Raw genomic sequence first — 23,669 nt, 5'->3', positions numbered from 1 at the left:
TTTCCAAATCATCTCAAGAACTTGGGGCGTTATACAAAAAATCGGATACACTTGTCTGCCAGTCATGGACAAAACAGACGAAAATGGCCGATAATTCCGTAGTCCATTCGTGTTATCGGTCCCCATCGGACCATAACAATAGAATTTTTTTCATATTTTCAAGGGGGGAAATCTGATAACATGGGCAAAAAGTTGCATGTAGGGCTGGCTCTGTTGCTGGTCGCCAGTTTGGCTCTGACCGCTTGCGGTGGAGTGGATCAAAGCCAGGGAGACGGCGGGAAACAAGTGCTCAACCTGACCGAAGCTCAGGAACCGCCAGGGCTGGACAGCTCCACGACGACTGACCAAGTCTCTTTTATCGTTCTAAACAACGTCATGGAAGGCTTGTACCGTCTCGACAAGAACAATGAACCCGTCGAGGGTATGGCGAAGAGTGTGGACATCAGCAAAGACAAATTGTCCTACACCTTTAAACTCCGGGATGCCAAGTGGAGTGACGGTAAACCGGTGAAGGCTCAGGACTTTGAATACTCCTGGAAGCGGGCTCTCGACCCGAAAACCAAATCCGAATATGCCTATATGTTGTACCCTGTCAAAGGGGCCGAGAAATTCAACACCAAAAAAGGTAAAGCTGAAGATGTGGGTGTGAAGGCTCTCGATGATAAAACCCTGGAAGTGAAACTGGAGCAACCGGTTCCCTACTTCCTCGGTCTGACGGCTTTCTCCACTTTCAACCCGCTCCGTAAGGACGTTGTGGAAAAGCATGGCGAACAATACGCCACCGAGCCGGACAAGATGATCTACAACGGTCCCTTCGTCCTGTCCAAGTGGAACCACAATAAAGACTTCCAGTACAAAAAGAACGACAACTATTGGGAAAAAGATGTCGTCAAGCTGGATGAGATCAATGTCAGCATCGTGAAAGACATGAACCAAAAGATGAACTTGTATTCCACCAATAAAGTTGATTTCAGTGCTTTGGGTGAAGATTTTACAGATAAGTACGAGGGTAAGCCGGATGTGTTCCAACACCAGGAAGCTAGCACATTCTATCTGCAATTCAACACCAATGACAAATTTTTAAAAAATGACAAAATCCGGAAAGCCATCTCAACGGCGATCGACCGTAAAACTCTAACAGAAAAAATCAACAAGAACGGTTCTAAACCCGCCGGTGCTTTGGTTCCCCCGGTGGTGCAAGGTCCCGAAGGTAAATCTTTCCGCGATATTGCCGGGAAAGAGTATGTCAAGTACGACACCAAGGAAGCAAAAAAACTCTTGAAAGAAGGCATGAAAGAAGCCGGTATCAAGGAGATCCCGAAGATCGAACTCCTCGGTTATGACACCAGCAATGCTAAGAAAGATCAGGAGTTTATCAAAGAACAGCTGAACAAGACGCTGGGGATCGATGTGGATCTGCGTCCCTTGTCCTTTGACCAGAAGTTGAAATTGGAAAGCGATGGGGACTTCCAGCTGAGTTATGCCGGTTGGGGTGCCGACTACAACGATCCGATGACCTTCCTGGACCTGTGGATCACTGGTGGTTCCTTCAATCGTGGTGATTGGAGCAACAAAGAATACGACAAACTGATCGAGAAATCTCAGACTAACCCGGACTTCAACAAACGGATCCAAGATTTGGTCAAAGCTGAAGAGCTCCTGATCGATGAAGGGGCGATCGCTCCTCTTTTCTACCGCTCCCAGCTGTATCTGAAACGTCCGACTATAAAAGACATGTATGCACATCCTTTCGGTGCTGACTTCTCCTATAAGTGGGCTCATGTCGAAGGTAAATAAAACGGATCGACACTGGCAGATCCCATAGATAGCGCGAGAAGGTATATGCCAGCCTGGCATATACCTTCTGTGCGCTAATCCAAACAATTTTGGTTGATTTTAAGTTTTTTGAGAAAGGGGAGTGGAACAATGGGGCGTTATATTTTGCAACGATTGGCCTATATGCTGATTACGCTTTGGGTTATTATCACCTTTACCTTTTTCCTCATGCACTCCATGCCGGGGTCTCCCTTGCAAAATGTGGAGAAAATTCCGGAGGAACTCCAGGAGGCGATCCTGCAGGAATACGGGCTGGATCAACCCCTGCCAGTGCAATATGCTCAATTTCTGGGTAACCTTGCCCAAGGAAGTCTGGGTTACTCCTTTAAATATGATGGACGTAGTGTGACAGATCTCTTGATGCAAGGGTTCCCGGCTTCCGCTCAATTGGGAGTTCAATCCATTGTTTTCGGCAGTCTGGTCGGCGTGTTGTTGGGCTCCATCGCCGCCCTTCGCCGCGGTACTTGGGTGGATAACACCGCCAATGTGATTTCCGTTCTCGGGTACTCCGTACCCAGCTTTGTGATTGCCACACTCCTTTCCTATTATGTGGGGGTGAAATGGGGGATCTTACCCACGGGTTTATGGGGTTCCTTTGAACATACCATTTTGCCGACGCTTTCCCTTTCCTTCCTGGTGATTGCCACGATTGCCCGCTATATTCGGACCGAGATGCTGGAGGTATTGGGGCAGGATTATATGAAGACGGCCAAAGCCAAGGGCTTGACCTGGACCGCCTCCCTGGGACGCCATGCTTTGCGCAACGCGTTGATTCCGGCGGTGACCGTGATGGGCCCCTTGGTGATCGGATTGATCACCGGTTCGTTGGTGGTAGAGCAAATCTTCGCCGTACCGGGGATGGGCTGGATGTTCGTGGAATCGATTCAGGTAAAGGATTATACGGTAATCATGGGGGTTACTATCTTCTACAGCGCCTTGTTGATCGTCAGTATCTTCCTGATCGATGTGCTGTATGGTGTGATTGATCCTCGGATCCGTATTTCGGGAGCGAAGGAGTGATCAGGATGGAGACGACCAAAAATCTGACACCGGACCTGTTTGAACCGGCAGAACAAGATGTGAAGGAACAGGAGCAAATCGCTCATAAGAAACTTACTTTCTGGGGAGATGTCTGGCGTCGGTTCCGCTCTAACAAAGGGGCGCTGATCGGAGGCATCCTGTTGCTGATCATTGCCCTCATGGCGATCATTGGACCGGAATTGAACCCATACTCTTTTCGGGCACAAGACTACAATGTCATTAACAAAGAACCCTTTGGGGATCACTGGCTCGGGACGGACAGTCTGGGGCGGGACCTTTGGACACGGATCTGGTATGGAGCGAAGATTTCCCTGCTAATCGCCTTTCTGGCGACCGCTTTTGACCTGTTCATCGGGGTTCCCTACGGGTGTATCTCCGGCTATTACGGCGGCCGGGTGGATAACTGGATGCAGCGCATCATCGAAGTGCTCTATGGAATTCCCAACCTGGTTGTCATTATTTTGCTGTTGTTGTGGTTGGATCCGGGGATATTTGCCATCGCTTTGGCGATGGGGATTACCGGTTGGATCACTATGGCCCGGGTGGTACGGGGTGAGATGCTGAAGCTGAAGTCCCAGGAGTATGTATTGGCGGCACGGACCCTAGGGGCCAGCACTCCTCGGATGTTGGTCAAGCATATGCTACCCAATGTAATGGGACCTGTTATCATTACCGTTATGTTTTCCATTCCGACAGCTATATTTTTTGAAGCGTTCCTCGCCTTCATCGGGCTGGGGATCCGGCCGCCAGAAGCCAGTCTCGGTGTGCTGATTGAAGAAGGATATAAACAGTTGCAATTGTATCCCTATCAGTTGTTTTATCCAGCTATTGTCCTGTCATTGATCATGTTTGCTTTCAACCTGGTGGGTGACGGACTGCGCGATGCTTTAGATCCGAAACTGCGACAATAAGAAAGGAGGGACGGATCAGATGGAAAAGAAAAATCTATTGGAAGTACGGGATTTGCATGTTTCCTTTAAAACCTACAATGGTGAAGTGCAGGCGGTTCGTGGTGTTAGCTTCGATGTGAAAAAAGGGGAAACCGTGGCGATCGTTGGAGAGTCCGGTTGTGGAAAGAGTGTCACCTCACAAAGTATTATGAGATTGATTCCGCAACCCCCGGGCTGGATTAAATCCGGTGAAGTCCTGTTTGACGATCAGGACTTGACCAAGTTGTCGGAAAAGCAGATGGAGGCGATTCGAGGCAAAGAGATCGCGATGATTTTCCAGGATCCGATGACTTCTCTCAACCCGACCATGACTGTGGGTAAGCAAATCATGGAAGGTTTGATCAAGCACCAAAACTTAGGAAAAGCCCAAGCGAGGGAACGGGCGCTGGAAATGTTGCGGCTGGTGGGGATTCCCAGCCCGGAAAACCGGATTAACCAATATCCGCACCAGTTTAGTGGTGGGATGCGGCAACGGGCCATGATCGCTATTGCGTTGGCTTGTGCTCCCAAACTGCTGATTGCCGATGAGCCGACAACGGCTTTGGATGTGACGATTCAGGCCCAAATCCTGGACTTGATGAATGCTTTGAAAGAAAAATTGGAAACATCCACCATTCTAATCACTCACGATTTGGGTGTGGTGGCGGAAACCGCCGATCGTGTGGTGGTGATGTACGCAGGGAAAGTGGTGGAGACCGGGACGGTGGATGAGATCTTCTATCGACCGCGTCATCCTTACACTTGGGGGCTGATGGGGTCGATGCCGCGACTGGATCTTTCCCGGGAAAAGCAGCTGACCCCGATTTTCGGAACGCCGCCAGATCTTCTTTCTCCGCCCAAAGGTTGTCCCTTTGCGAGCCGCTGTAAACATGCGATGAAAATTTGCAAACAGCAAATGCCTGAGACCACCCACATCCAGGAGGATGGAACTCATCAAGTGGCCTGCTGGTTGGATCACCCCATGGCACCTGCAGTAGAATCGCCAGTTGAAATCGTAGGAGGGGGTTCAAAATGAGTACAGCGGAGTCCAAAGCGGAAAAAATTCTCGAGGTGAAGCAAGTCAAGAAGCACTTTAATATGGGTCGCAATCAAGTGGTTCAGGCAGTGGATGATGTCACCTTTGATGTGTACAAAGGGGAGACCTTGGGTCTCGTCGGGGAATCCGGCTGCGGCAAGTCCACCATCGGCCGTACGATCATTCGCCTGTATGAAGCGACCGAAGGGGAGATTCGGTTTAAAGGGAATACTACCAAGGATCTCAAAGGCAAGAATCTGAAGGAATTCAACCGAGAGATGCAGATGATCTTCCAAGATCCTTATGCTTCCCTGAACCCTCGCATGACGGTGGGGGATATTATCGCCGAAGGATTGGATATCCACGGATTGGCCCAAGGGGAAGAGCGGCGGCAAAAAGTGGTTGATCTCCTGAAGACTGTCGGTCTCAACGAAGAGCACGCCGATCGCTTCCCCCATGAGTTCAGTGGCGGACAGCGGCAACGGATCGGGATTGCGCGCGCACTTGCAGTGGATCCTGATTTCATCATCGCGGATGAGCCGATTTCTGCACTGGATGTGTCCATTCAGGCTCAAGTGGTCAATCTGATGAAAAAACTGCAACGGGAAAAGGAATTAACTTATCTGTTTATCGCTCATGATCTGTCGATGGTGAAATATATCAGTGACCGGGTCGGAGTGATGTACCTTGGGAATCTGGTCGAGCTAGCTGACAGTCACGAACTGTATGAGACGCCTCTGCATCCGTACACGGAAGCGTTGCTGTCTGCGGTCCCGATCGCTGATCCCGATGTGGGTAAACAGCGAGAGCGTATCATCTTGAAGGGGGACGTCCCCAGTCCGATCGATCCCCCCAGCGGGTGCCGTTTCCGAACCCGTTGCCCAAAGGCGATGGATGTTTGCGCCCAAGCCGTTCCTAAATGGCAGGAAGTCCGTCCGATGCACTGGGTTGCTTGTCATTTATATGAGGAGGAATCCCTCAAAAAAGAACAAGCGAAAAAAGAAGACTGAGTGATCTCCCCTGAACCGATCCGGTTCAGGGTATTTTTTTGTTATGATCCGAATGTACGTTCTTTATTTTTGATAAAAACAACCACCGGCTCGATCCCAGCGGTTGTTGAGTTCCATTCTCGAGTTTTTACAGGACTTGCTCTACTTCAGAGACCCCAGGGATTTCCTCCATCAAGGCCCGCTCAATTCCCGCCTTCAGAGTGATGGTGGAGCTGGGGCAGCTACCACAGGCTCCAAGGAGGCGAACTTTGACCACTCCTTCTTCGACGTTCACCAATTCCACATCGCCGCCGTCCCGTTGGATGAAGGGGCGAAGTTTATCTAGAACTTCCTGCACTTGTTCTTTCATAATGGCCTGCTCCTTTCCGATAAAAGAGAGTCACTCGATTCAAGGCTGTTGATTACCCGGAAAATGGGTGGTGAAAACAAAATTGACCTTTCGCTCTTCCCATTGAGGGGACGGGGATGGTGGGAGGGCTACGATCTCTCGCAAAGGGCGCAAAGCTCTCCGCAGTCCCACCATCCCACCTTATTTCCTTCCCCAAATAGGGCTAATCAAACACCTGCACTCGATTCATTTATTGTGGGTGACACCGGCATTTTCAACTCGTTTCTGAGGGGAAACGGTCTTTACCTCATTATACAGGATTACGGAGAATCTGTCTTGGGTGAATCATGCAAGGGATGCAGGTATTTCTCCCATTCCCATCCTCATGATAAGATGAAGGAGGTATCCTGAGAATTGAACGGTGATGGGGAGAGGGATATGGATGAAAAAGGTATATGAGGATATCAAGGAACTGATCGGCTGGACACCAGTGGTGCGAATCAAGGATTTTCCGATTCCTGAGGGAGTTCAGCTTTATGCAAAGTTGGAGTATCTGAATCCAGGAGGCAGCGTGAAGGATCGACTGGGTCTTTCTTTGATCCAAGCGGGGGAAGAAACCGGCCAATTGAAGCCGGGAGGGACGATCATTGAACCGACTGCTGGAAATACGGGAATTGGATTGGCTTTGGCAGCGGTGGGAACCGGTTACCAGGTGATCTTTGTGGTGCCGGAGAAATTTTCCCAGGAGAAGCAGGAGCTGATGCGCGCTCTGGGAGCACAAGTGGTGAATACCCCAGCGGAAGAGGGAGTGCGGGGAGCGATTGCCAAGGCGGAAGAGTTGACGAAAACTATCGGGGGTGCCTACTGCCCCCAGCAGTTTGGCAATCCGGCCAATCCTCGGGCCCATTATGAGACGACGGGACCAGAGATCTGGGAACAGATGGAGGGCCGCTTGGATGTGTTCGTGGCAGGAGCGGGTTCCGGAGGTACCTTTATGGGATGTGCCCGTTACCTGAAGGAGCAGAATCCCCATATGAAAACGGTGATTGTGGAACCAGAGGGTTCCATTCTCGGCGGAGGCGAGCCGGCTCCGCATAAGACAGAAGGGATCGGGATGGAGTTCCTGCCGGAGTATATGGATTCATCCTACTTCGATGCCATCCACACGGTTTTGGATCGGGACGCCTTTCGGAGAACGAAAGAACTGGCCCGACGGGAAGGGATGCTGGTCGCTAGTTCTTCTGGAGCCGCCTTTCATGCCGCTTTGGACGAAGCGAAGCAAGCCGCTCCGGGGACTCGGATCCTGGTGATCTTTCCCGATGGAAGTGATCGTTATCTCAGCCAACAGATCTATGAAGAAGGGGAGTAGAAAAGATGCGAATCGATACCCAATTGATCCACGGTGGCGTATTCGGGGATGAGCGAACCGGTGCTGTCAGTGTACCAATCTACCAAGTCTCCACTTATAAACAGGATGCGATCGGTCAACATCGGGGCTATGAATATTCCCGCACAGGCAATCCCACCAGGGAAGCTTTGGAAAAATTGATCGCTGATCTGGAAAATGGTACCCAAGGATTTGCCTTCGCCTCTGGCATGGCAGCCATATCCACTGTCACTTCCCTGTTTGATCAAGGAGATCATCTGGTGATGGGGGATGATGTTTACGGTGGAACTTACAGGGTGATGAGTCAAGTGTTCAATCGGTTGGGAATTCGAAGCGATTTTGTGGATACCAGCCGTCCGCAGGAAGTGGAGGCGGCCATACGCCCCGAGACGAAAGCCGTTTTCATGGAAACTCCCAGCAATCCTCTGCTGAAGGTAACAGATATTGGGGAAATGGCGGAGATCTGCCGCAAACATGGATTGCTTTTGATCGTGGACAACACCTTCCTCACGCCTTATTGGCAAAACCCCATCGATCTGGGTGCGGATCTCGTCATCCATAGCGCCACCAAATATTTAGGCGGACACAGTGATGTGGTGTCCGGACTGGTAGTGGTGAAGGATGAGGCGTTAGGGGAGCGGATTCACTTTCTGCAGAATTCCATGGGAGGGGTTCTGTCCCCCCATGATTCCTGGTTATTGATCCGGGGGATCAAAACCTTGGGACTTCGGATGAGACAGCATGAGGCTACTAGCCGAAAGCTGGCTGAATGGCTGAAGGGCCGGCCGGAGATCGAGCAGGTTTTTTATCCTGGTCTGAGTGAGCACCCAGGGCATTCCATTGCAGCTAAGCAGGCGAGAGGGTTTGGGGGGATGATCTCCTTTGATGTGGGGGATGGAGCTCGCGCGGAACAGGTGTTATCCAAAACCCGCTTCTTCACCCTGGCGGAAAGTCTGGGGGCGGTGGAAAGTTTGATTTCTGTGCCTGCCCGGATGACCCATGCTTCGATACCCCCGGAACGGCGCCGGGAACTGGGCATCACGGAGGGATTAATCCGAATTTCTGTGGGAGTGGAGGATCCGGAAGATCTTTTGGAAGACTTGGAACAGGCGCTTCGCTGAGAGGGGAGGGGATGGCCGATGAAGGTGAAAGTATGGGTGTATGGAGCGGAGGAGCTTTGTGCGAGCTGTGTCAATCTCCCATCCTCGCAAGAGACGGCCTCTTGGCTGTCGGCGGCTCTGGGACGGAAATACGGGGATCAGGTGTCGATCCATCATGTGGATATTCACCATCCCAGCGGCGAGGAGGAACAGGATTTCTCTCGTCGGGTAGTGGAAGAGGATCTCTGGTACCCGGTGGTGGTTATTGACGGAGAGATTGTCGGGGAAGGAGCTCCCTGTCTAAAAGATATTCAATCCAAACTGGAGAAGCTGGGGATTGCCCCGGTGGTGGCAGGTAAAGAATGAGTCAGATGCCTTTACCTCTTCGAGAATATATGAAATCAACGGGCCTCTTCCCAAGTGGGAAAGGGGCCCGTTGTGGATTGAAATCTTTTGAAAGTGAAGGAAGAGCCTCATTCGTTCTCTTTGCTCTCGATCAGGTCTGCGCGGATAATGTAACGTTGGGGGGCGCTGCCCACCAGGTTGAAAGGGTAGCAGGTGATCAGGGACAGATCGGGCTGATCGTGGGGAACGATGACACTGCGGTCATGCTCATCGACGATGAATGTTTTACGAATTTGGTAAGTATGGGTGTGATGATTCATCTTCACGTAAATTTTGTCACCTGTTTTCAATTCCCCTGCTCGCCGAAAGGTAGTTTCTCGATGGCCTGCGAGAACAGAGTGGCCCGTTTCACCGGGAAGGACCGTCCCGTATCCGATATACTGACCCACTCCCTTGGCCAGTTCCTCAGCTTCTGTTCCATAGATGATGGGCAAAACAGCGCCGATGCGGGGGATGAAGAGTTGTCCGATCTGATCCCCTCTACTGGGTTTGAAATCGGCGTCGTCCCCCTTCTTTTTGGAAGGCTCTTTGTCCAGTTGATCCCAATCGTCGGCGATGGACATCGCCAGTTTGGGATCTTGAACCGCAACGCGGATCTGATCCCACCATTGGTATCCGTTGTAGGCTACGAGGAAAAGGCCGGTAACAATCAGAATGATGGCTATGCCTCGGGACAAGTCGATATTCCTCCTCGCATCGTTACATCGAATCAGCCAAATTATACAAGGACACAGGGCTGTTGATTAACTATAAAGTGGATGATGGGAACGAAACGACCCTTTCGCTCTTCCCATTGCCCTCATCGCAAAAAAATTGCTTGAGGGGACGGGGATGGTGGGACGGCTACGATCTTTTGCAAAGAGCGCATAGCGAGACCGGGAACGGAGTGACCTTGGCGAGACTTGTGCCCTATGGGTACAAAGGCTCTTCACCGTCCCACTATCCCTACCTGATTTCCTGCCTAAAATAGGGCTAATCAACACGCCTGACAAGGACAGTGTACCATGTCCAAAATGAAAGGGAAACAATCCTCGATTTTTGCTTCCATGCCAAACCGGTTACAATAAGACGAGGTCCCGATTCAGGATCCTCAAGGGGTGATTCGAAATGAACCCGATGGTGGAATTCTGCATTAACCGGTTGACACCGGATGTGGAGAAGGTCAAGGAAGAATTGGAGGCGGATCCGGAAGTGGAAGTTTTGGAAACCGCCTGCCTGGGAAACTGTGAGATCTGTGCTCAATCTCCTTATGCTCTGGTGGACGGTGAAATCGTCACAGGAGAGAATGGGGAATCACTTTTGCAAAACATTCGCCGAGCGATAGAGGAACAGCAAAAAAAATGGGATGATCTATTCGATCTGCTGTGATGACGAAAGTGTGCCTTCACCCGAATTCATTTGAAAACCAGTAGGTGGCAGGCTATAATGAAAACGGATGTTCCCATTTCCTCTCGATATTACAAAAGAACGAACGATCTACCATTTTATGCGTAATCGAAACAAAATTGGTTTCATCAACTACTCTCATCGAGTACAATGCGGGTAACATCCTACTATATTTGACAGATGGGGTCGGGTGAAAGGGGTCAGATGATGAACCGATTGGAAGAGGAAATGGAGCGGCTGAGAAGGATGATGCATCAACAGGCCGCTGAACTGGGTCTCAATCACCCAGCGGTGATCCGGATCAGCCAGGAGTTGGACGAGCTTCACAATCAGTGGAATCGGTGTCACGGTTTTTCCACCCGACCTGAAGTGGATCACCGGGTTCCCTACATCATTAGAAGATCCACTTCACAGATCAAGGAGGTGGCCCTCAGCCGCGCGGGAATCTAGGGAAGTTCCTGTTTTATCCGATGAGAGGTCTGTTTCGTGAAAGGGCCTGGTTGTATCCCTTGTGCCTTCCTTGTATAATTTAGGTGAAGCCACGCCAAACGAAGGAGGTAATTTCCACATGATCGAACTTTCCGAACGGGCGTGTCATAAAATCAAAGAGATGCTGAAGGACGAGGAAACTCCCGAAGAACAATTTCTCCGTGTAGGTGTTAAAGGCGGGGGTTGTAGCGGGTTCACCTACAGTATGGGATTTGATGAAAATAAAGCCGACAAGGATACAGAACTGGATCTGAACGGGATTCGCGTATTGATTGATGGGGAGAGTGAGCCTTTGATTCGCGGCCTCCAGATCGATTACAAAGAATCGATGATGGGCGGCGGTTTCACCATTCATAACCCCAACGCGATCGCCACCTGTGGTTGTGGTACATCCTTCAGAACGGCGAAGGATGCAGGTGTTCCCGAAAAATGTTGAAGTAAGATCTCCACTTTGAGTTGCCTCCTGAAAAGGAGGTTTTTTGTGTTTACAATAAAGAGTTCATTTTTGAGATTGGAGCGAACAGCCCGAACCATTCCAAATAATCCTATCTGATCTGGTTCAAACTACCTCAGTAAGTGTAATAACCAGTCGGCACGGAAAGGGCACATGAAGAACGGCGATGAGTACCCGATCCCGACTGAAATCAAGCTTTTGCGGAGGTGTTTGGCTGTGACACAGCAGGATCGGCGGATGGAAGATCTATCATCAGTTTCGGAAAAGAAACAGACTGCTCCGGAAGCCAAAGAAAAGGATCTTCTTCATGAAGGGAAAGACGAAGCTTGGCTCGATGTGGACCGTATGATCAATGAAGGACTCGGAGGGGGGCAAGTCGGAGAAGGGGGCGGTGAAATAGAGGGGAGCCGGCCACTGACAGATGAAGATCCCCCAGGAGAATCTGAGGAGGGGGTATAAAATCTTGAGGCAAACCCACCGTAAATGATAAAGCGCCGACTTTTACCGGTCGGCGCTTTTCATGGGAAGGTCACATCGGCTGTTCCGCTACCCAGCTTACTTCATGACATCCGCAGTGTGGACAATGAAGTCGATGGGAGCATTGATAGATTTCCCAATCTGTCATACCCTCGGTTCTTTTCAGATCATCGATCGGCCGGTAAGGGCTGTACGGAGCCAAGAAATCGAACAATCTGCCCTGGTCCTCCATCCACTCCCCGCAGTTGGGACAGGAGACATCCAATGAACTGAATCCGTTGCAAACTGGGCACCCCGTCCTCGGTTCCATTGGTTATCTCCTCCGTCGGTTGGAAATGACCAGATAGGACAGCAAGACCACAAATGCGAAAACAGCACCGATCGTCCCGTTCCCACTTTCCAATCCTCTTCCCCGAGATGCGAAATAAATCAAGAGTGGGATCAGCAGGGTGAGTAGGACCAGCATCAATTGGTAAGTACCAGCAACCCACCGGGATCGGTTCATCGGGATTCACCATCCTTGTCAGGTTATCCCTAGTTTACCTTCCCCGGTGGGGCTCATTCATTTGAATGAATTCACAGTCTGAGAAAGAGGGCAACCCGTGAGTTAAAAGTTCATATTGGAACTGTGTCCGGGTTGCAGGCGGGCCTTAGGATCGATAAACTGTTTGGCATTGTTGACAGCGGTGGGGGCTTCTCCAAATCCGACGGCGATTAACTTCACTTTGCCTGGATAAGTCGAAATATCTCCTGCAGCATAAATTCCGGCAATGTTGGTCTCCATCCGAGAATTGACCACAATCGACCCTTTCTCAATTTCCAATCCCCAATCCTTGATCGGACCGAGGGAGGAGACAAAACCGAAACTGACGATAACATCATCGACTTCCAGCTCTTCCGTCAGATTTTGTTTGGGGTCGCCGATCACTACTTTTTCAATCCGGTTTTCTCCGTGAATGGCAAGGATCTCCCGGGGTGTCGATACTTGAACGCAGGAATTCATCATTTGGTGCACACTGGATTCATGAGCGCGGAATTTGTCGCGACGATGGATGATAGTTACCTGTTCCGCGATGGGCACTAGCATGTTGGCCCAGTCGACGGCGGAATCACCACCCCCGGCGATCAAGACTTTCTTCCCTTTAAACTGTTGCAAATCCTGAACAAAATAGTGAAGGTTCTTTCCTTCATACTGCTCAGCACCGGGGATTTTCAACTTCCTTGGCTCAAATGCCCCGACTCCGGCGGTGATGATGACGGACTGGGACCGATGTACTCCGCGATCTGTGGTGATTTCAAAGATCCCTTCCCCGTTTTTCTCCAGGCTGAGTACTTTTTCATCCAGACAAAACACCGGGTCAAACAACTTGCATTGCTCTACCAGTTGATCTACCAGTTCCTGTGCCGATACTTTGGGAAAACCGGCGACATCATAGATATATTTTTCCGGGTATAAGGCGGAAAGTTGCCCCCCCAGTTGAGGTAGGCTTTCGATCAGCTTGACAGAGGAATTGCGCATGCCAGCATAAAATGCGGCAAAAAGTCCCGTTGGTCCTCCCCCGATGATGGTGATCTCTGTCACTTCGGGGTTTTGTTGATCTTTCTCGGGCATGGATGCACCTCCAAGTGGTGTAAAGTGGTTTTATGAATAAGTCCGGGGACCCTGCCCAGGATGCGATTGCGTTGACCCTGCCGATTCCGGTCGGTTGTATTCTATCATGAAAACCGATGGCAGACCAACAAACCACAAATGGGAAAAGTGGGGATGGCAGGTGCAAAAAAAGTGATCCATGCTGAAATATGTCGGGAGATGTAATGGAGTAAAAAGGATTTTCTGTGATGAAGTTTACCGACTTTATGCTGGATAAGCAGCAGACCTCAGGGGAGACTTTTTATAAAAGGATCCCCCTTGTCAAATATGGAGATTCGTCTTATCATGGTCTATAGTGTTCGGTGGTTACGGGGACACCGGAGTTGTTTGTGATATTTTTAACATGGATAAATGGATGTGGTACTTATGGCTCTTCCTAAAATTGTAGTTCTGGGTGCAGGCTATGGTGGATTGATGACCACGGTCAGTCTCCAGAAAGAATTGAACCATCAGGAAGCAGAGGTGACTCTGGTCAACCTGAATCCGTATCATTATGTTACCACCAAGCTTCACGAACCGGCGGCGGGAACGTTGGATCCGGATTATGCCCAAGTGGACATTGCAGGTCTTCTCAAACCGGAGAAAGTTCGCTTCGTGCAGGATGAAGTGACCCGGGTAGACCCCGAAAACAAAGAAGTCCATCTGGCCGGTCGTGAACCTCTGAAGTATGATTACTTGGTATTTGGCTTGGGAAGCGCTCCGGAAACCTTTGGGATCAAGGGCTTATTGGAAAACGCTTTCTTAATCCGCAATCTCAACGGTGTACGCCAGATTCGGGAACATATCGAGTATTCGTTCTCCCAGTATCATAACAGTGAGGAAAAGCGGGATGAGTTACTGACGATTGTGGTCGGGGGTGCTGGTTTTACCGGTATCGAATTTGTGGGTGAGCTGGTAGACCGGATTCCTGAGTTGTGCCGTCAATTTGACATTCCCCGTGAAAAAGTTCGTCTGGTCAACGTGGAAGCCGCTCCGACGGTCCTGCCGGGTTTTGACGAAGAACTGGTGAAGTATGGAATGAAGTATCTGGAGGATCATGGTGTCGAGTTCCGGATCAGTACGCCTATCGAAGAATGCAACCCGGATGGTGTGATTCTCAAAGGCGGGGAGAAGATTGATTCCGCTACTGTCGTCTGGACAGGTGGAGTGCGGGGCAACCCGTTGCTGGAGGAAGCTGGCATCGAAACGGCTCGGGGTCGTGTCAAAGTGGACGAATACTTGCGGGCTCCCGGTTACGATGATTTATTTGTCGTGGGAGACAGCTCATTGATTATCAATGAAGAGGCAGGGCGCCCTTTCCCGCCTACGGCACAGATGGCCACTCAGCAAGGGAAACACCTTTCTGGCAATCTGGTGGCTCAGTTGCGGGGAGGTTCCATGAAACCCTTCAAGTTTGAGTCCAAAGGGACATTGGCTTCTTTGGGACGCGGTTCGGCGATCGGTGTGGCTTTCGGCAAGAAGATAACCGGTTCCACCGCTTCCATGATGAAACGGATAAATGACTGGCGCTGGTTCTATCTGATCGGGGGCCTTTCCCTGATGTTCAAGAAAGCGAAGTTCTAAAGATGCGGACTGATTCAACTCCCCGTTCCGATGGACGGGGGCTTCTTATATCCTAATCCCCGTGAAGTCGGTAGAGAAATTTTCGTCGTATCAAGAGGCCCGGCCTAAGCCGGGCTTTTTTTATTAAAGGGTGTTCAATGTCTCCATGATCTCCGAGTGATGGATACATGTGAACATGGGCACATCCCGGAGGGTGTAGCGGCTGGCTTCTGTCTCGCGAAGATCCTGCACGAGCAGAGAAAAATCGGTGACCTCGTCGGTTTCGAAGGCGACCACAAACTCCTGGTCGTCAATGCCGAAACTATAGGTTGTGTTCAGCTTCACCGAGGGATATTTGCTTCCCACTTGAATGTGTTCGTCCATCATCCCTTGGCGGGCTGGATACGACAACTGGTACCAGTCCCGGGTTTTGATGAAGGGGTAAATAAAAAGATATTTCTTCATTCCGGGAATGATGTACATCCGGGGATTTTGGTGCTCCGGATCCATTTTATCCACATACATGCTCCGTTTGGTGAAGGAGAGGTAGGAATAGGTGATCTGGAGATATTTACCGAGCCCAGTGTGAAGGAGCCGGGTCATCATTTCTTGGAACTGCTCCACAGTTTTGGCGATCCGCCATAACATGAAATCAGCGTCGGATCGAATCCCAACCATGGAATAAGAGTGAACCATAACTCCGTTGTCTTGGTATTCCTTCACAACGGAAGCGAATTCTTGTTTTCCCTCTTCCTGCTCTTCGGAGCTCAAACGGCGCCAAGCAGGATCTACTTTAAAGAAAACAAAGTTGACAAATTGGGTCGGCAGTTTTTTCTTCTGACCGCTGGGGGCGGTTTCACCGGCAGCTTGGCCGGGACGACTCATCGGAGGTCTTCCTCCGCTTTGTGGACGCATCTGACAGTCCTCCTTGTCTCTGGTTTCCACTTCTCATTGTATCCAATGGGTTTTCCTGTAGCAAACGGAAGTGGCCTATTGTTGGCGGACTGCCACATCTTGTTCACCACTTCGTCGCATGGAGGTTGGATCTGTGTTAAAATGTCCAGAGAATCAGTCGCGAATACGTGACGATGAGGTTAGCGGAGGCGATGACTGTGATGAGCCTGCCCCAATATATCATCGGGGTCCCCTTGTTCGGGTTCCTGGGGTTTGGGATTTCCTTTATATTGAATATGATCTTAAAAACCACCTGGCTACCTTTCATCCTGTACCTGGGGCTTTTGGGATACTATCTGTTCACTTTTCACCTGAAGAGTGGAGACTATCTGATGCTGACCGTGGGATTGCTCGGCATTGTCGGCGGAGGTTTGACGATCCGGTATTTAAGGAAAAAAGGTTATCGCATGTTTTAGTGTGGAACAACCAAAAACCGCGTTTCCTTCAAGGGAAGCGCGGTTTTTGGTTGGGTCGGAAATTCTTCAAAGTGGGTGGTCAGGGTCCGGCGGGGCGAAGAGGTCTGGGTACAAGAGGTGAGCCAGGTGTTCAATTCCGGTTAAGATGCGGTGAGAGGGTCGGCAGTACCATCCTTCTTCCAGGATATGAACTCGGTCTTCCTGGGCAAAGGGGAGCCCCTTCCACTCCTGTCGGTGAGTAATTTTCTCTTTGCGGACCCGTTCGATGGGAACTCCGGTCCAGACTGCTAGGGTGTAATCAGGCTCTCTGGCGGCTACGCTCTGCCAGTCTGTGCGGACGTTCTGCCCTTCTTCATCTGCAAACACATTGACCGCACCCACGACCTGGCTGACATCTGTCAGCCAATTTTCTTTGGCGGGTGTAAACACTGGTTTGGGCCACCATTCCCAATAGAGGCGAGGGGAGGGGCGATCCCGGGGAACCCGGGAGCGAATCGATTCCAGTTTGGTACGGAAAGCTTTAGCGAGTTCCTCGCCTCTTTTTTCCATCTGTGCCTGCCGGGCCACACGGATAAAATCCTGCGGGATATCCTCCAATCCGCCAGCGTGTAGCACGATGAAGGGAATGCCGGTTCGTTGCAGAGATTCAATGTTTTTTTCCATTCCGGGAACACTGAGAGATGCCAGCACCCAATCCGGTTGCAGGGATTGAAGTTGATCCATATCGATCTGAAGATCCGGGCCCAACCGGGGCAATCGTTTGACCGGCTCGGGCCAATCGGAATAATCATCTACTCCGACGATATTTTCGCCGAGACCGAGTGCCCATAATATTTCAGTGTTGCTCGGACAAATGGATACAATCCGTTGCATTTTAAACACCTCCCTTGAGCTAGGATCGCAACGGTGAGCAAGCAATCATTTGAGGGGAGACAGATACATGATACAGATGCCAGTCGCTTCATTTCAGGAGAAACGAACATTTCAGGTGAACAGACAGAGGGTGGTGATTCGCCAAGCCAGACGGGAGGAGGATGCACCCGAGTTGCGACAACGGCTGGCCCGGGTGATCCGAGAAAGGGTCTACTTGGATGAAACACCGGATTCTTTGCCGGATTCCCAGGAACAGAAAGAAGAGATCAAACAGATTCAGGACGCCGGTGGTATGTACGCCGTGGTGAAGGTGGATGGAATCATCGCAGGGACTGCCCAGTTGAGAAAAGGCTCCCGAGGCGTCAGTGACCATACGGCAACCTTTCGTACCTGGCTCATCCCAGGATATCGTGGGATGGGTTTGGGAAAAAAGTTGATGGAGTATACGATCGACTGGGCCCAAGACAACAACTTGGAAAAAATCAACCTGGACGTCTGGTCCAACAATGAGCGGGCGATTCGGCTATATCGCAAATACGGATTCCGTCTGGAGGGGAATCGCCGTCGACAGGGGATTCTCAATGGAGAATATGTAGATGAAATTTTTATGTCCCGTTTTCTTTGAAGGAGATAAGTTAATTCATCGGATCCATAATCCGTACAGGATCAAGGCGACACCCATTCCAAACCAGGCACCGAAAAACACCTCAATAGGTTGATGTCCCAGGATCTCCTTCAACTTCACGCCTGTCTCGTGGCGGGACTTATATTTGATATGGCGGATCTCCTCCATCATCTGTGTGAAATCTTGAGCCAACCGATTGAGGACTTGTGCTTGCATCCCTGCTTGCCGGCGGACACCGGTGGCATCGTACATTACAATAATCGCAAGAACGGTGGTGACTGCAAACAAAGGGGAACCCCATCCCTCCCAGAGCCCGATGGCGGTGGCGAGAGAGGTGACGGCGGCTGTGTGGCCGCTGGGCATGCCACCGGTATTAAAAACCCAAGTCCAATCCCATCTGCGGGTGACAGTGAAATTCCAGGGTACTTTCAAACATTGGGCCAGTGTGATGGCTGTCAATGCGGCCCAGAGGGGATAGTTGTCCAATACGGAAGTATAATACATGATTCGTTGCCGTCCTTTCAGGGCTAAACCTTAGAAAATGGTTGGTTGTCATTGTCGCGGACATCGAGACACCCAAAAAAGCCGCAGGGTCTCGATGCCTTTTTTCAAGAAAAAAGTTGAAAAGCTGTGGGATATAATGAATTGTACCACAAAAGAACCCGCTTTTTTTTACTTCCTCTTCACCACCCAGTGACGAATGGACGATCCTCCGTTAAGCTGGTAGTGGGACTATTTTCATCATTATTCGAGAGGGGAATTGTGATGGTGGATGGGGTTCGTCTATATCGGGGAGAATGGCTGGAAAGTACACACCGGATTCACGCGGCAGTGGTGGATCACTCAGGGAAGTTGCTATGGCACTTGGGGGATGCCTTCCGTCCCACTTTTGCCAGGTCGGCTTTAAAACCGGTGCAGGCCTTGCCGGTGGTGACCTCGGGGGCGGCACATCGATTTAACTTAGAAGGGGCAGATCTGGCTTTATGTTGTGCTTCCCACAATGGGGAGGAAGTCCATCGACAACGGGTAGCCGCAATTTTACAGGCTGCTGGATTGTCAGAGGAGGACCTGGAATGTGGAACTCACCCACCGCGAGATCAGGAGAGCTATCATGAGTTGATCCGACAGGGGGAATCTCCCACTCCCCTTCATAACAACTGTTCGGGAAAACATGCGGGAATGATGGTGACTGCTGTTCATCTGGGAGAGGATCCCGTCGGTTATTCCCAGGGAGACCATCCGGTACAGCAGAGGATTTTGCAGGAGATCGCCTGCCTGTCCGACATGGCGGCGAATCAGATGGTAGCTGCAGTGGATGGTTGCGGTGTCCCGGCCTATCGATTGCCTTTGGATCGTCTCGCTGCCATCTATGCGCGATTGGCGGATCCCTCCCGTGAAGAAGATCTCTCCCGATGCCAGGCGATGGAACAAGTGACCGATGCGATGGTTCAGTATCCGGAAATGGTTGGCGGAAAAAACCGTTACTGTACAGATTTGATGAAAGCTTTTAATGGCCGGTTGTTGGGAAAACAGGGAGCGGAAGCCGTCTACTGCGTCGCCGACCGGAAAGAGGGACTCGGGATTGCTGTCAAAGTGGAGGATGGGGCGGAACGGGTTCTTTATGAAGCAGTCAATGAAATTCTTCGTCAGCTGGGGATTGGAAAGGATACTGGTGAGTTGGATCAGTTGTCCGCTTATACCCGCCCAGAAGTGAAAAATGCCAAGGGCGACACTGTGGGACGGATTGAATCGGTGTTCACCCTTCGGGTCGGAGAGCCGGTCCGCTGGTGACAGGTGCATGAGATCACAGACTAACTGTGAGTGCAAGGAATTGGATATCTGGAGAAGAAGGAGGGAGATGTCCCTCCTTCTTTTCGTGGACTGCGCAGGCATTTTCGGCACACCGTCATAGGATGAGGATAACATCGGATTCAAAACTGGGTGATTTGGCTGACGGGTCATTCGCGAACAGGGAAAACGACCCTTGCCAGAAGGCTGGAAGAACACTTTCGATCCATGAACCACCGTCTGTTTCGGTTGGACAGCGATACCTTGTCTCCGTCCATCATCAAGCCCCAGGCATCCACCTAGCAGGAAAAGCAGTAACTGAAGATAGAGAATCTAGTGTTTTAGCGAAAAGATTTTTCAGTGTGAAACGTCAGTGGTGATAGCCGGTGTGGGAAGATACCGTCAATGGAGGAATCTGTTGAGGAAGTGAGATCCCCAACTTTTGGGAAATCCTATTGACTTGTCCTCTTCAGGTTCGCCTGAGCCGAGATGACACAGGTAAGTACGAGCGCAATCAGGAATATTTCCATTTTTTTGAGCCATCTAGACCAACTTTGATCCTGGATCCCCACCGCTTGACCCCACAAGAAAGTTTGGATGGGATTGTGAATAAACTCGACAGGCGTGGGGAGGTTCCCCGCCGCTCCTAAACCCCTGATCCCGATCGGTAAGGGGTTTTTTCACGTCTCACTCCGGGATGAGAGATGCATCAGTGGGCCCGCGGTTCCGTCAGAGTGATGGGAAAATACGCAAAAAGGTCTAAAAACGGATGTTGGATGCGAATAAATACTTATGAAGGAGGGGACAAGAATGGGGTTTGGTTTTCGGAAGAATTTCGGTCTCGGCCAGAGAGTCAGACTCAAGATCAGTCAAAGAGGTTTAAGTGTCATTGATGGAAATTCGGTTCTTCGTCCGGGGATCGATGGGGTGGCAGACACAACAAGGGCTACCCATCTGGAGGCGGGACTGCATGATGAGCCGCGATTGAGCTTCCGAAGAGCCCGCAGTTCCCGCCAACAACGAGCTGAAATCCACGATCTGATCAACGAAACACAGTCAGAGAAAGAGCGTAATCGGTTGGAAGTGAAGGAATTTGAAAACCGGATGGAGCTACTCAAGACGGTTCATATGGAATGTACGGAACCCATCGATTGGCAGGCGGAAGCCGTAAAGCTTCCCCCTTTTGAAGCGGGTCTTCCCGGTCCCCATGAGCGCGGGGCTGCAATTGATCTGGATAATTACGAGCCATCCTCTTGGGATCGATTGTTTAGGAAAGAGGATAAGAAAAGGAAAGAATTGGAGAGGAAAGTGGTGGAGGCTCGGCACCGGGATCAACTGGATTTGCAGGAGTGGCAAGATCGAACGGAGCTGGCCAAAAGGGTATTGACGGGGGATCTCCAGGCTTATACGGAAGTGGTGCGAAGGGAGGCTCCCTTCGAAGAGATCATCGATCTCGGTTCCAGTCTGACTCTGGCGATGGGCACCGATCGAACGGAGGTGGTTCTCCACGTCCCATTTGAAAAGGTGGTCCCGGATACGGAAAAGAGACTGACTGCGAAGGGAAATGTATCCATGAACGAGATGACTCAGACGCTAAAGAATCATATTTACCAGGATTTTGTTTGCAGTTGTGTCCTGCGGATTGCACGGGAGCTTTTCGCCCTGATCCCAATGGAACAGGTGTTGATCCATGTGGAGGAAGAATTTTTGGCTCAAGGGACAGGACGAAAAATGAAAGAGACCATCCTGTCGGTACGGATCACCCGATCGGAGTTGGCTCCCATTCCCTTGGAAAGTGTCGACTGCCTCGATGGGATCGCCTCTTTTCCGCATCAGATGAATTTTTTGGAGACGAGAGGTTTTCAACCTGTAAATCGTTTGGATTTCGACCAATTAAATGGCGGAGCTAAACCCGCTTTATAAATAGCGTCAAGGATCAAATAAACCCAGGGTTCCGCATGTTCCCGGAACCCTGGGTTTATTTATAGCAGGCTCTACATCGATCCAACGAAGGTCTAAGAATGAGTCCGTTCAAATGTAAATCCTTCTCCCAAAACATCCCGGACATCATGGACCACCAGAAAGGCAGAGGAGTCTACTTGATGAACCAACTGTTTTAACCGAGGCAGTTCCTGGCGATTGATAACAATGTACAGAACTTCTTTATCTGTCCCGGTATAGCCGCCCCGTCCCTTGAGAAGAGTAACTCCTCGCTCCAGTTCGTGGGTGATCCGATCGGAGATCGTCACAGCGGAATAGGAGATGATGGTGACCGCTTTTCGCGCATCCATCCCCTCGATGACGAAATCCACCACCCGGGCGCCGATGAAGACAGCGACGAGGGTGTACATCACCTTTTCGCGACCGATTACAAAATAGGCCCCCATCAACACCAGCAGATCGATGGCCAACAAGGAACGGCCGATACTCCACCCTAGGTATTTGTGTCCCAGCTGCGCCAGAATGGAGGCACCTCCTGTGGTACCTCCGGCACGAAACACCAGTCCCAGACCGACTCCGACGAAAACCCCCGCATAGAGAGAGGCTAAGAGAGGATCCCCAGAAATCGGGGCGCCCCATGATTCGGTGATGGTCAGGAAAAAGGAAGAGGCGGTCGTCCCGAGAATCGTGTAAATCATGGTTCGCTGATCCAACACTTTAAAACCGAGAAAGAACAAAGGAATATTTAATGCTAGGTTGACCAGTCCCGGTGACCATGCAAATAAATAATAAGTGATAATGGTGACCCCGGCGATCCCCCCTTCGGCCAACTTATTGGGAATGGCAAAATAGTTGATTCCCAAGGCAAAAATAAAAGACCCTGCCAGGATGAGGATCAATTCCTTCGATATATTTTTGGAAAAAGCCACCCAGACTCGCCTCCTTTATATAGTTATGAGATCTGCATACCAGATCAATTATACAAAGGCAGAAGCCGACGGACAACGGGAAAGTTATCATCACCGACAGGGGATAAAAAACATCGAGTAAACTTGCCGATTTAAAGAAAACGTCTGAATCTGGTGCCTCTGAGTTTTCACCTGTGATCTCCTTTCATTGATCTCCATTCAACGATTATTCTACGCTGAAATAGATAGAATCAGGCGTGTTGATTAGCTATATTTTGGATGGGGAGATCGTGTTCACCCACGCGACCGTTGCCATCCGGCAAGGAAGTGAAAACTGGCCGCTCCAAATCTTCCGATCGGGCAGGGGCAAAGCCTTACGGAAGCAACACAGGGAAGAGGTTGCCCCTAAACGCCCTCTCTCCAGATTCTCCGCTGGGTAGGATGGCAACCCTTAATCTAGAGCTTCAGCTCCTTTGGATTGTAGTGCCTGTGGCACAAAGGTCGCTTTGGCAGCACACGACTCCCTTCCGCCGCCCATTTTCTGGTTAATCAACAGCCCTGAGATAGAATGATATTCGATTCGATCGGACGGATGTATAGGTTAAGTCGAGTAGAGGAGGTGAACCACATCGATCAAGAGAAAAATGAAAACAGGGGCAACAAAATGAATGGTGTTGCGATGGGGATGACCTTTGGTGTGGCTTTTGGCCTGATATTTGGACAAGCGATAGACTCCACAGCCCTTGGACTTGCACTGGGAATCTCCTTAGGTGCAGGGATCGGATCCGCCTTTGACAAAAAAGAAGCATAACCAAAGATGACCCTGGATATGAAAAGGCCCACTTCAATGAAGGAAATTGGTATTATCCCCTTGAGGTAGACAGTGAAAAAAGTCCATCTGGTAAGATGGAGAAAAGCACTGATCTACCGGAGGGGATTTTCTTATGGCGAAAAAGGGGCAAACATTCAAACGGTACACATTGAAAACCAAAGCGGAGGCGATTCGCCTTCGTCTGGAAGAAGGCTTGTCCTATCGATCCATTTGTGAGCGTTTGAGCGTCCGGAGCAAGTCCCAAATCCAAGACTGGGTTCA

Annotated in this window: 29 protein-coding genes; 20 read left to right on the top strand and 9 right to left on the bottom strand. The window is 50.5% G+C overall.

Going from position 1 to position 23,669, the window contains the following annotated elements:
* The first annotated feature begins 180 nt into the window (after positions 1-180).
* The 5 genes from JOD24_RS07265 (at position 181) to JOD24_RS07245 (ending at position 5,852) form a co-directional block, all read left to right on the top strand.
* Positions 181-1,797 (top strand): peptide ABC transporter substrate-binding protein, encoded by a 1,617-nt coding sequence (locus JOD24_RS07265; RefSeq protein ID WP_380162800.1) that lies wholly within the window; start codon positions 181-183, stop codon positions 1,795-1,797.
* 129 nt (positions 1,798-1,926) lie between these two features.
* On the top strand, positions 1,927-2,856 hold the full coding sequence (locus JOD24_RS07260; RefSeq protein WP_380162802.1) for an ABC transporter permease: 930 nt from the start codon (positions 1,927-1,929) through the stop codon (positions 2,854-2,856).
* A gap of 5 nt (positions 2,857-2,861) precedes the next feature.
* Positions 2,862-3,788 carry an ABC transporter permease gene (locus JOD24_RS07255; protein WP_380162804.1) on the top strand — a complete coding sequence of 309 codons (927 nt, stop codon included), beginning with the start codon at positions 2,862-2,864 and terminating at the stop codon, positions 3,786-3,788.
* A gap of 19 nt (positions 3,789-3,807) precedes the next feature.
* On the top strand, positions 3,808-4,842 hold the full coding sequence (locus JOD24_RS07250) for an ABC transporter ATP-binding protein (RefSeq protein ID WP_380162806.1): 1,035 nt from the start codon (positions 3,808-3,810) through the stop codon (positions 4,840-4,842).
* A complete protein-coding gene (locus JOD24_RS07245) occupies positions 4,839-5,852 on the top strand; it encodes an ABC transporter ATP-binding protein (protein WP_380162808.1) in 1,014 nt (337 codons plus the stop codon). Before JOD24_RS07250 ends, JOD24_RS07245 begins: the two co-directional genes overlap by 4 nt.
* 127 nt (positions 5,853-5,979) lie before the next feature.
* Here the strand turns inward: JOD24_RS07245 and JOD24_RS07240 are convergent, their stop codons facing one another.
* Positions 5,980-6,201 carry a NifU family protein gene (locus JOD24_RS07240; RefSeq protein WP_380162810.1) on the bottom strand — a complete coding sequence of 74 codons (222 nt, stop codon included), beginning with the start codon at positions 6,199-6,201 and terminating at the stop codon, positions 5,980-5,982.
* A 421-nt stretch (positions 6,202-6,622) separates the two neighbouring features.
* On the opposite strand from JOD24_RS07240, the gene JOD24_RS07235 reads away from it, so the two are divergent.
* From JOD24_RS07235 to JOD24_RS07225, 3 genes are read left to right on the top strand one after another with little or no spacing between them, the layout of a single operon-like run.
* Entirely contained in the window at positions 6,623-7,549 is a 927-nt protein-coding gene (locus tag JOD24_RS07235) for a PLP-dependent cysteine synthase family protein (protein WP_380162811.1), read from the top strand.
* A gap of 5 nt (positions 7,550-7,554) precedes the next feature.
* Positions 7,555-8,688: a bifunctional cystathionine gamma-lyase/homocysteine desulfhydrase gene (locus JOD24_RS07230; protein WP_429246646.1), complete on the top strand. Its 1,134-nt coding sequence runs from the start codon at positions 7,555-7,557 to the stop codon at positions 8,686-8,688.
* Positions 8,689-8,706: 18 nt separating this feature from the next.
* The gene (locus tag JOD24_RS07225) at positions 8,707-9,033 is read left to right on the top strand and encodes a DUF1462 family protein (RefSeq protein WP_429246645.1); all 327 of its coding nucleotides are present in this window, start codon (positions 8,707-8,709) and stop codon (positions 9,031-9,033) included.
* A gap of 107 nt (positions 9,034-9,140) precedes the next feature.
* Here the strand turns inward: JOD24_RS07225 and JOD24_RS07220 are convergent, their stop codons facing one another.
* Positions 9,141-9,749 (bottom strand): class D sortase, encoded by a 609-nt coding sequence (locus JOD24_RS07220; protein ID WP_429246644.1) that lies wholly within the window; start codon positions 9,747-9,749, stop codon positions 9,141-9,143.
* Positions 9,750-10,179: 430 nt separating this feature from the next.
* Between JOD24_RS07220 and JOD24_RS07215 the strand changes: the two genes are divergently transcribed.
* From JOD24_RS07215 to JOD24_RS07200, 4 genes are all read left to right on the top strand, one after another.
* Positions 10,180-10,440, top strand: coding sequence for a YuzB family protein (locus JOD24_RS07215; protein ID WP_380162819.1), 261 nt, complete (start codon positions 10,180-10,182; stop codon positions 10,438-10,440).
* Positions 10,441-10,665: 225 nt separating this feature from the next.
* The gene (locus JOD24_RS07210) at positions 10,666-10,908 is read left to right on the top strand and encodes a Spo0E family sporulation regulatory protein-aspartic acid phosphatase (RefSeq protein ID WP_429246643.1); all 243 of its coding nucleotides are present in this window, start codon (positions 10,666-10,668) and stop codon (positions 10,906-10,908) included.
* Between the two features lie 118 nt (positions 10,909-11,026).
* Positions 11,027-11,383 carry a HesB/IscA family protein gene (locus tag JOD24_RS07205; RefSeq protein WP_429246642.1) on the top strand — a complete coding sequence of 119 codons (357 nt, stop codon included), beginning with the start codon at positions 11,027-11,029 and terminating at the stop codon, positions 11,381-11,383.
* 234 nt (positions 11,384-11,617) lie between these two features.
* On the top strand, positions 11,618-11,860 hold the full coding sequence (locus JOD24_RS07200; RefSeq protein WP_380162825.1) for a hypothetical protein: 243 nt from the start codon (positions 11,618-11,620) through the stop codon (positions 11,858-11,860).
* Between the two features lie 70 nt (positions 11,861-11,930).
* On the opposite strand, the gene JOD24_RS07195 is transcribed toward JOD24_RS07200, so the two are convergent.
* From JOD24_RS07195 to JOD24_RS07185, 3 genes are all read right to left on the bottom strand, one after another.
* Entirely contained in the window at positions 11,931-12,188 is a 258-nt protein-coding gene (locus JOD24_RS07195; RefSeq protein ID WP_380162827.1) for a hypothetical protein, read from the bottom strand.
* Positions 12,189-12,191: 3 nt separating this feature from the next.
* A complete protein-coding gene (locus JOD24_RS07190; RefSeq protein ID WP_429246641.1) occupies positions 12,192-12,383 on the bottom strand; it encodes a hypothetical protein in 192 nt (63 codons plus the stop codon).
* A 102-nt stretch (positions 12,384-12,485) separates the two neighbouring features.
* Complete coding sequence (locus JOD24_RS07185; protein WP_429246640.1) at positions 12,486-13,490, bottom strand: NAD(P)/FAD-dependent oxidoreductase; 1,005 nt, start codon at positions 13,488-13,490, stop codon at positions 12,486-12,488.
* Positions 13,491-13,895: 405 nt separating this feature from the next.
* On the opposite strand from JOD24_RS07185, the gene JOD24_RS07180 reads away from it, so the two are divergent.
* Positions 13,896-15,092 (top strand): NAD(P)/FAD-dependent oxidoreductase, encoded by a 1,197-nt coding sequence (locus JOD24_RS07180; RefSeq protein WP_380162832.1) that lies wholly within the window; start codon positions 13,896-13,898, stop codon positions 15,090-15,092.
* A 123-nt stretch (positions 15,093-15,215) separates the two neighbouring features.
* On the opposite strand, the gene JOD24_RS07175 is transcribed toward JOD24_RS07180, so the two are convergent.
* Entirely contained in the window at positions 15,216-15,986 is a 771-nt protein-coding gene (locus JOD24_RS07175; RefSeq protein ID WP_380162834.1) for a chlorite dismutase family protein, read from the bottom strand.
* Positions 15,987-16,186: 200 nt separating this feature from the next.
* Here JOD24_RS07175 and JOD24_RS07170 point away from each other — a divergent pair, with 200 nt between their 5' ends.
* Entirely contained in the window at positions 16,187-16,441 is a 255-nt protein-coding gene (locus tag JOD24_RS07170) for a YuiB family protein (protein WP_380162836.1), read from the top strand.
* A 66-nt stretch (positions 16,442-16,507) separates the two neighbouring features.
* On the opposite strand, the gene JOD24_RS07165 is transcribed toward JOD24_RS07170, so the two are convergent.
* A complete protein-coding gene (locus JOD24_RS07165; protein WP_429246639.1) occupies positions 16,508-17,314 on the bottom strand; it encodes a cobalamin-binding protein in 807 nt (268 codons plus the stop codon).
* 67 nt (positions 17,315-17,381) lie between these two features.
* Here JOD24_RS07165 and JOD24_RS07160 point away from each other — a divergent pair, with 67 nt between their 5' ends.
* On the top strand, positions 17,382-17,939 hold the full coding sequence (locus JOD24_RS07160; RefSeq protein WP_429246638.1) for a GNAT family N-acetyltransferase: 558 nt from the start codon (positions 17,382-17,384) through the stop codon (positions 17,937-17,939).
* Positions 17,940-17,954: 15 nt separating this feature from the next.
* Here JOD24_RS07160 and JOD24_RS07155 read toward each other — a convergent pair whose 3' ends face one another.
* Positions 17,955-18,443, bottom strand: a complete 489-nt coding sequence (locus JOD24_RS07155; RefSeq protein WP_380162839.1) for a divergent PAP2 family protein — start codon at positions 18,441-18,443, stop codon at positions 17,955-17,957.
* A gap of 261 nt (positions 18,444-18,704) precedes the next feature.
* Between JOD24_RS07155 and JOD24_RS07150 the strand changes: the two genes are divergently transcribed.
* From JOD24_RS07150 to JOD24_RS07140, 3 genes are all read left to right on the top strand, one after another.
* Entirely contained in the window at positions 18,705-19,730 is a 1,026-nt protein-coding gene (locus JOD24_RS07150) for an asparaginase (RefSeq protein WP_380162840.1), read from the top strand.
* A gap of 150 nt (positions 19,731-19,880) precedes the next feature.
* On the top strand, positions 19,881-20,030 hold the full coding sequence (locus tag JOD24_RS07145; RefSeq protein ID WP_380162841.1) for an adenylyl-sulfate kinase: 150 nt from the start codon (positions 19,881-19,883) through the stop codon (positions 20,028-20,030).
* A 507-nt stretch (positions 20,031-20,537) separates the two neighbouring features.
* A complete protein-coding gene (locus tag JOD24_RS07140) occupies positions 20,538-21,650 on the top strand; it encodes a hypothetical protein (RefSeq protein WP_380162842.1) in 1,113 nt (370 codons plus the stop codon).
* Positions 21,651-21,742: 92 nt separating this feature from the next.
* Here JOD24_RS07140 and JOD24_RS07135 read toward each other — a convergent pair whose 3' ends face one another.
* Positions 21,743-22,597, bottom strand: coding sequence for a YitT family protein (locus tag JOD24_RS07135; protein WP_429246637.1), 855 nt, complete (start codon positions 22,595-22,597; stop codon positions 21,743-21,745).
* A gap of 643 nt (positions 22,598-23,240) precedes the next feature.
* On the opposite strand from JOD24_RS07135, the gene JOD24_RS07130 reads away from it, so the two are divergent.
* Both JOD24_RS07130 and JOD24_RS07125 read left to right on the top strand, forming a co-directional pair.
* Positions 23,241-23,387, top strand: coding sequence for a hypothetical protein (locus JOD24_RS07130; protein WP_380162844.1), 147 nt, complete (start codon positions 23,241-23,243; stop codon positions 23,385-23,387).
* 133 nt (positions 23,388-23,520) lie between these two features.
* On the top strand, positions 23,521-23,669 hold a 149-nt coding region (locus JOD24_RS07125), incomplete at its 3' end, for a helix-turn-helix domain-containing protein (protein ID WP_429246696.1).

Source organism: Kroppenstedtia sanguinis (genome assembly GCF_050433445.1).
Lineage (GTDB): Bacteria > Bacillota > Bacilli > Thermoactinomycetales > DSM-45169 > Kroppenstedtia > Kroppenstedtia sanguinis.
Note: the sequence above shows the minus strand (reverse complement) of the source record. Positions and strands in the feature narration are given on the sequence as shown.

Bases quoted from the DNA above. Each gene is read 5' to 3' on its own strand.
- JOD24_RS07215 (WP_380162819.1), top strand. From the start codon at position 10,180: ATGAACCCGATGGTGGAATTCTGCATTAACCGGTTGACACCGGATGTG.
- JOD24_RS07175 (WP_380162834.1), bottom strand. From the start codon at position 15,986: ATGCGTCCACAAAGCGGAGGAAGACCTCCGATGAGTCGTCCCGGCCAA.
- JOD24_RS07205 (WP_429246642.1), top strand. From the start codon at position 11,027: ATGATCGAACTTTCCGAACGGGCGTGTCATAAAATCAAAGAGATGCTG.
- JOD24_RS07195 (WP_380162827.1), bottom strand. From the start codon at position 12,188: ATGGAACCGAGGACGGGGTGCCCAGTTTGCAACGGATTCAGTTCATTG.
- JOD24_RS07255 (WP_380162804.1), top strand. From the start codon at position 2,862: ATGGAGACGACCAAAAATCTGACACCGGACCTGTTTGAACCGGCAGAA.
- JOD24_RS07185 (WP_429246640.1), bottom strand. From the start codon at position 13,490: ATGCCCGAGAAAGATCAACAAAACCCCGAAGTGACAGAGATCACCATC.
- JOD24_RS07230 (WP_429246646.1), top strand. From the start codon at position 7,555: ATGCGAATCGATACCCAATTGATCCACGGTGGCGTATTCGGGGATGAG.
- JOD24_RS07160 (WP_429246638.1), top strand. From the start codon at position 17,382: ATGATACAGATGCCAGTCGCTTCATTTCAGGAGAAACGAACATTTCAG.
- JOD24_RS07190 (WP_429246641.1), bottom strand. From the start codon at position 12,383: ATGAACCGATCCCGGTGGGTTGCTGGTACTTACCAATTGATGCTGGTC.
- JOD24_RS07165 (WP_429246639.1), bottom strand. From the start codon at position 17,314: ATGCAACGGATTGTATCCATTTGTCCGAGCAACACTGAAATATTATGG.
- JOD24_RS07250 (WP_380162806.1), top strand. From the start codon at position 3,808: ATGGAAAAGAAAAATCTATTGGAAGTACGGGATTTGCATGTTTCCTTT.
- JOD24_RS07260 (WP_380162802.1), top strand. From the start codon at position 1,927: ATGGGGCGTTATATTTTGCAACGATTGGCCTATATGCTGATTACGCTT.
- JOD24_RS07170 (WP_380162836.1), top strand. From the start codon at position 16,187: ATGAGCCTGCCCCAATATATCATCGGGGTCCCCTTGTTCGGGTTCCTG.
- JOD24_RS07210 (WP_429246643.1), top strand. From the start codon at position 10,666: ATGAACCGATTGGAAGAGGAAATGGAGCGGCTGAGAAGGATGATGCAT.
- JOD24_RS07240 (WP_380162810.1), bottom strand. From the start codon at position 6,201: ATGAAAGAACAAGTGCAGGAAGTTCTAGATAAACTTCGCCCCTTCATC.
- JOD24_RS07130 (WP_380162844.1), top strand. From the start codon at position 23,241: ATGAATGGTGTTGCGATGGGGATGACCTTTGGTGTGGCTTTTGGCCTG.
- JOD24_RS07150 (WP_380162840.1), top strand. From the start codon at position 18,705: ATGGTGGATGGGGTTCGTCTATATCGGGGAGAATGGCTGGAAAGTACA.
- JOD24_RS07245 (WP_380162808.1), top strand. From the start codon at position 4,839: ATGAGTACAGCGGAGTCCAAAGCGGAAAAAATTCTCGAGGTGAAGCAA.
- JOD24_RS07140 (WP_380162842.1), top strand. From the start codon at position 20,538: ATGGGGTTTGGTTTTCGGAAGAATTTCGGTCTCGGCCAGAGAGTCAGA.
- JOD24_RS07180 (WP_380162832.1), top strand. From the start codon at position 13,896: ATGGCTCTTCCTAAAATTGTAGTTCTGGGTGCAGGCTATGGTGGATTG.
- JOD24_RS07265 (WP_380162800.1), top strand. From the start codon at position 181: ATGGGCAAAAAGTTGCATGTAGGGCTGGCTCTGTTGCTGGTCGCCAGT.
- JOD24_RS07225 (WP_429246645.1), top strand. From the start codon at position 8,707: ATGAAGGTGAAAGTATGGGTGTATGGAGCGGAGGAGCTTTGTGCGAGC.
- JOD24_RS07235 (WP_380162811.1), top strand. From the start codon at position 6,623: ATGAAAAAGGTATATGAGGATATCAAGGAACTGATCGGCTGGACACCA.
- JOD24_RS07155 (WP_380162839.1), bottom strand. From the start codon at position 18,443: ATGTATTATACTTCCGTATTGGACAACTATCCCCTCTGGGCCGCATTG.